Source organism: Kitasatospora sp. NPDC059327 (genome assembly GCF_042752535.1).
Classification (GTDB): Bacteria; Actinomycetota; Actinomycetes; order Streptomycetales; family Streptomycetaceae; genus Kitasatospora.
Window position 1 is genome coordinate 78,186 of sequence record NZ_JBHYYB010000038.1, and the last position, 5,903, is coordinate 84,088.

Annotated in this window: 3 protein-coding genes and 1 pseudogene; 2 read left to right on the forward strand and 2 right to left on the reverse strand. The window is 74.5% G+C overall.

Features of this window, described 5'->3' with window-relative positions; translation table 11 throughout:
* Nucleotides 1-2,412, reverse strand: a pseudogene (locus tag ACFXHB_RS23285) (hypothetical protein); the annotation flags it as partial.
* Nucleotides 2,413-2,925: 513 nt separating this feature from the next.
* Complete coding sequence (gene mce, locus ACFXHB_RS23290) at nucleotides 2,926-3,369, reverse strand: methylmalonyl-CoA epimerase (RefSeq protein ID WP_360643860.1); 444 nt, start codon at nucleotides 3,367-3,369, stop codon at nucleotides 2,926-2,928.
* A gap of 245 nt (nucleotides 3,370-3,614) precedes the next feature.
* Here mce and ACFXHB_RS23295 point away from each other — a divergent pair, with 245 nt between their 5' ends.
* Together ACFXHB_RS23295 and meaB are read left to right on the forward strand one after the other, a co-directional pair.
* Nucleotides 3,615-4,823 (forward strand): acetyl-CoA C-acetyltransferase, encoded by a 1,209-nt coding sequence (locus tag ACFXHB_RS23295; protein WP_380576517.1) that lies wholly within the window; start codon nucleotides 3,615-3,617, stop codon nucleotides 4,821-4,823.
* Nucleotides 4,824-4,894: 71 nt separating this feature from the next.
* Nucleotides 4,895-5,851 carry a methylmalonyl Co-A mutase-associated GTPase MeaB gene (gene meaB / locus ACFXHB_RS23300; RefSeq protein WP_380576518.1) on the forward strand — a complete coding sequence of 319 codons (957 nt, stop codon included), beginning with the start codon at nucleotides 4,895-4,897 and terminating at the stop codon, nucleotides 5,849-5,851.
* Nucleotides 5,852-5,903 lie beyond the last annotated feature (52 nt).

Genomic DNA, 5,903 nt, shown 5'->3' on the forward strand with positions numbered 1-5,903 from the left:
GGTGTGTTCGGTGAGGTCGGCGGCGTTCTGTTCGGCTTCGGTGCGCAGGCGGTCGGCGTGCGCCTCGGCGGCCTCGCGGAGCGCGGCGGTCTCGGTGGCGGTGCGCTCGGTGAGGTCGGCGGCCGCCGTCTCCGCCTGCTCGCGGGCGGCCCGGGCGGCGGCCAACTGCTCGGCCGTCTCCTCGCGCTCGCGGAGCAGCCCGGCGGAGGCCTCCTCGCGCTCGCGCCGGCTCTCCTCGCGCAGCGCCTCGGCGGCGGCGTCGGCCTCGGCCCGGGTACGGGCCAGCTCGGCGTCCGCCTCGGTGCGCAGCCGCTCGGCGTCGGCGATCGCGGCGTCCCGGACGGCGGTGGCCTCGGCCTGGGCGTCGGCCCGGACGGCCTGTGCCCCGGCGGTCGCCTCGGCCCGCACCCGCTGGTCGAACTCGGTTGCCTCGCGGCGCAGTTCGCCGGTCTCGCGCTCGGCGGCGGTGCGGTTCTCGGCTGCGGCGGCCTTGGCCGCGGCGAGCGCGTCCTGGCCCTGCTGCTCGGCGGAGACGACGATCTTCTCGGCCTCGGCGCGGGCCCGTTCCAGGGTCTGCTCGGCGCGGCCCTGGGTCTCGGTGGCCTGCTGCTTGGTCTGCTCGCGCAGCCGCTCGATCTCGGCGGCCGCGCCGGCCCGGAGCTCGTCCGCGTCGGTCTTGGCCTTGGTCAGCAGCTCCTCGGCGCTCTTCGCCGACTCCTCGATCTGGACGACGGCCTGCCGACGGGCCTCGCCGCGGACCCGGTCGGCCTCGGCGGCGGCCTGGGCGCGCAGCTCCTCGGCCTCGGCCCGCAGCCGGGCGGCCTCGTCCTGCATCTGCCGGACCCGCTCGCGGATGCCGGCGGCGTCGTCCAGGGCGGCGTTCTGGGCCTGCTCGACGGCGGCCTGCGCCTGCTCGCGCAGCCGCTCCGCCTCGGCGGCGGCCTCGGCGCGGATCCGCTCGGCTTCCGTGGTGGCCTCGGCGCGGGCGGTCTCGGCGTCCTGGTTGGCCCGGCCGAGCACCTCCTCGGCCGTCTTGGCGGCCTTGGCGAGGTGGACGGTGGCGTCCTTGGCGCCGGCCGCCCGGCCGGCCTCCTCGGCCTCGCTGCGCAGCTGCTCGGCGGCGGCCTCGGCCTGGGCGCGCAGTTCGGCGACATCGCGCTCGGCCCGCGACCGCAGGTCCGCGATGGCGGCCTCGGCCTCGGCGCGCAACTGGCCGGCCACCGATTCGGCGGTGGCGCGCAGGCGCTCGCTCTCCTCGGCGGCGGCCGCCCTGGCGGCCTCCGCCTCGGCCTGCTTGGTGGCGGCCTCGGCCCTGATGGCCGCGGCCTCCTTGGTGGCCTGGGCGACCATCCGGGCGACCTCGGCCCGGGCGGTCTGCGAGCGCTGCTCGCTGGCGGCCTCGCCGTCGGCGACCTTGCGCTCGGCGGCGGCCTCGGCGTCCGCCTGCAGCTGCTCGGCGGCGACCTCGGCCTGGGCGCGCAGCTCGGTGGCCTCCCGCCGGGTGCGCTCGGCCTCGGCGATCGCCCCGGCGCGCAGCCGCTCGATCTCGGCCTGAGCGTGGGCGAGCGCCTCCTCCGCGCGGGTCTGCTCGGCGGTGGCGTGCTCCTTGAGCCGGCCGATCTCGGCCTGGGCGGCGGCGAGCTGCCGCTCGGCGGCGGCGTGCGCGGTGGCCAGCTGCAGCTGGGCCTCGCCGCGGGCGGCGTCGACGTCGGCGGCGGCCTGGGCGCCGGCCTGCTGGGCCTGCTCGGAGGCGGCCCGCAGCAGGCGTTCGGCGTCGCTGTGGGCGCGCTGGATGGCGGCCTCGGCGGCCGCCTGGGCCTCGCCGCGGGCGGCGTCGACGTCGGCGGCGGTCTGGGCGCGGGCCTGGTCGGACAGGGCGGTGGCCTCGGCGCGGGCGGCGGCCATCATCCGGTCGGCCTCGCCGCGGGCCTCCTGCAGCAGGCGCTGGGCCTCCTGCTCGGTGCCGGCCCGGGTCTGCTCGGCCCAGTTGACGTTCTCGTTGACGTGCTGCTCGGCGCTGCGCCGCAGCTCGGTGAGCTCGTCCTCCAGCTGGCGGCGGCGGGCGGCCAGCTCGGCCTCCAGCCGGGCGGTGCGCTCGGCGGCCTCGGCCATCAGTCGCTGGGTGGCCTGCTGGGAGTCGCGCAGCTGCCGCTCGGCGTCGGCACGCAGCTGCTGGGCCTGCATCTCGGCGGTGCGGAGCATCTGCTCGGCCTGGCCCGAGACGGCGTCGAAGGCACGCGGCTGGGCGAGCATGCGACGGGACTCGTGCAGCTTGGCCCGGAGCACCTCCACCTGGTAGGCGAGGTCCTCGGCATGCTCGACGGCCTTGTCCCGCTCCTTGCGAGTCCGATCCATCTCGGCCTCGAACTGGGAGAGGTGATCGTCAACCTCGTAGCGGTCGTAGCCCCGCACTCCGCGGTCCCATCCATCTCCTGGTCGCGTCCTCGACCCGGCCGTTCCCGGGCTCCCGTGTCCGGGGCCCCGGTCCGACTGGTCCTTGCATCCGCAGCCGGTGGACGGCCCCTTCTGGTCGGGGGCGTCCGCCGCGGTCGTCGAAGTCCTGGGCATGGGAGCGCGGTCGTGCCGCGTTCCCCCGTCCGGGTGGACTTCTGGGCGAACTCTTGCCTTGTGGAGAATGGTGACAGATCCGCACTGCGACTGTTCAGCCGTGCCCGCGTAATGGACTCCCCTGCGACGGGCCGACCCGCCGGTGGGCGGACAGGCCTGTCATCGGCCGTGCCCGTCGTCCCCGTCCCCCGGAGTCTTCGCGCACCTGGGCATTGTAGTGGGAGCGTCCTGCGGGGGAATGGCCGCGTAGGGGTTTTCCGGGCATCGGGCGACATTACTGACGGGTCATGAGGGCGGCGGGCCCCCGACGGGCCCCTCGGCGGGTGCCGTCGGAGCCCGACGGCACCCGGGCACGGGTCAGTGCTCGTCGTGCTCGCCGGGCTCGGCGGAGGTGACCAGCTCGGTCAGGACGCCGCCGCAGTCCTTGGGGTGCAGGAAGGTGATCCGGGAGCCCATCGAGCCGATCCGGGGCTGCTCGTAGAGGACCCGGACGCCCTTGGCGCGGATCTCCTCGGAGTCGCCGTCCACGTCGGCGGTGCCGAACGCGATGTGGTGGACGCCCTCGCCGTTCTTCTCCAGCCACTTGGCGACCGTGGAGTCGGGGCGGGTGGGCTCCAGCAGCTGCAGGTAGGAGGCGCCGCCGTCACCGGTGTCGTTGATCTTGAGCATGGCCTCGCGCACTCCCTGCTCCTCGTTGACCTCGCTGTGGAACACCTCGAAGCCGTAGGTGGCGCGGTAGAACTCGACCGTCTTGTCGAGGTCGCGGCAGGCGATGCCGATGTGGTCGATACGAGTGAGCACGGTGGCCTCCGGGTCTGAGCGGGCAACGGGACGGCAACAGTGCAGCGCATGCGGACGGGGCGCGCCAGCGATCCGGGTGCGAGCCTGCTCACACGGGCCGGGTTCACCCGGACCGGGTTGACACGGTGTTGACTGGATCGTGCCAGTGCGCTCGATCACACCGTCGGTCCGGTGACGGGCGGGTAGCGGGTCAGTACATTGAGCGGAATCCTCACCTGGCCACGACGTGCGAAGGGGCTCGTCCCATGACCAACACCACCTCTGTGATCGTTGCCGGTGCGCGGACCCCGATGGGTCGCCTGCTCGGTTCGCTCAAGGGATTCTCCGGCGCCGACCTCGGGGCCGTCGCTATCAAGGCCGCCCTGGAGCGGGCCGGCGTCACGGGGGACCAGGTCCAGTACGTGATCATGGGTCAGGTGCTGCAGGCCGGCGCCGGCCAGATCCCGGCCCGCCAGGCCGCCGTCAAGGCGGGCATCCCGATGAACGTCCCGGCGCTGACCATCAACAAGGTCTGTCTCTCCGGTCTGGACGCCATCGCGCTGGCCGACCAGCTGATCCGGGCCGGCGAGTTCGACATCGTGGTGGCCGGCGGCCAGGAGTCCATGACCAACGCCCCGCACCTGCTGCCGAAGTCCCGCGAGGGCTACAAGTACGGCGCGATCGAGCTGCTGGACGCGATGGCGCACGACGGCCTCACCGACGCCTACGAGAACATCCCGATGGGCGAGTCCACCGAGAAGCACAACACCCGCCTCGGCATCCCGCGCGAGGTCCAGGACGAGATCGCCGCCGCCTCCCACCAGCGGGCCGCCAAGGCCCAGCAGAACGGCGTCTTCGAGGCCGAGATCGCCCCGGTGGAGATCCCGCAGCGCAGGGGCGAGCCGCTGGTCTTCAGCCAGGACGAGGGCATCCGGGCGGACACCACCGTCGAGGGTCTGGCCAAGCTGCGCCCGGCCTTCGCCAAGGACGGCACGATCACCGCCGGCACCTCCTCGCAGATCTCCGACGGCGCCGCCGCGGTGGTCGTGATGAGCAGGGCCAAGGCCGAGGAGCTGGGCCTGAGCTGGATCGCCGAGATCGGCGCGCACGGCAATGTCGCGGGCCCGGACAACTCGCTGCAGTCGCAGCCGTCCAACGCGATCAAGCACGCGCTGGCCAAGGAGGGCTTGGAGGTCGGCGACCTCGACCTGATCGAGATCAACGAGGCGTTCGCGGCCGTCGCCCACCAGTCCACGAAGGACCTGGGCGTCTCCTCCGACATCGTCAACGTCAACGGCGGCGCGATCGCGCTCGGCCACCCGATCGGCATGTCCGGAGCCCGCGTGGTGCTGCACCTGGCGCTGGAGCTCCAGCGCCGGGGCGGCGGCATCGGCGCGGCCGCGCTCTGCGGCGGCGGCGGCCAGGGCGACGCGCTGATCGTCCGCGTCCCGCGGGAGCAGGCCGTCAAGGCCTGATCATCCGACATACCTTCGGGGCTGCGGACCGCCACCAGCGGTCCGCGGCCCTTCGGCGCTAGGAGCTCCTGATGATCGATGTCGCGACCCTGGTCGAGCAGGCCCGCGCGGGCCGGCCGCGCGCGGTGGCCCGACTGATCTCGCTGGTCGAGAACGCCGCCCCGCAGCTGCGCGAGGCGATGGCGGCGCTGGCCCCCTACACCGGCCGGGCCTACACCGTCGGGCTGACCGGCTCGCCCGGTGTGGGCAAGTCCACCTCGACCTCCGCCCTGGTCTCCGCCTACCGCCGGCTCGGCAAGCGGGTCGGGGTGCTGGCGGTCGACCCGTCCTCGCCGTTCTCGGGCGGCGCGCTGCTCGGAGACCGGGTCCGGATGCAGGACCACGCCACCGACCCCGAGGTGTTCATCCGCTCGATGGCCACCCGTGGCCACCTCGGCGGTCTGTCCTGGTCGGCCCCGCAGGCGCTGCGGGTGCTGGACGGGGCCGGCTGCGACGTGATCCTGGTCGAGACGGTCGGTGTCGGTCAGTCCGAGGTGGAGGTCGCCGCCCAGGCGGACACCACCGTGGTGCTGCTCGCCCCCGGGATGGGCGACGGCATCCAGGCCGCCAAGGCCGGGATCCTGGAGATCGGCGACGTCTTCGTGGTCAACAAGGCCGACCGGGACGGCGCCGACGCCACCGCCCGGGAGCTGAACCACATGCTCGGCCTCGGCGAGGCCCGCGGGGCGGCGGACTGGCGTCCGCCGATCGTGAAGACCGTGGCGGCCCGCGGCGAGGGCGTGGACGAGGTGGTCGAGGCGCTGGAGAAGCACCGCGCCTGGCTGGAGGAGCACGGCGAGCTGGCCGTGCGCCGCCGGCGCCGGGCGGCCGCCGAGATCGAGGCGATCGCGCTGTCCGCCCTGCGGGCCCGGATCGGCGACCTGCACGGTGACCGGCACCTGGCCACCCTGGCCGAGCGGGTGGTGAGCGGCGGGCTCGACCCCTACGGCGCTGCCGACGCGCTGGTGGCCGGGCTCACCCGGGGCTGAACACGGCGAGAGGGCCGGTCACCGTCCAGGCTGTCTCTTATACACATCTGAC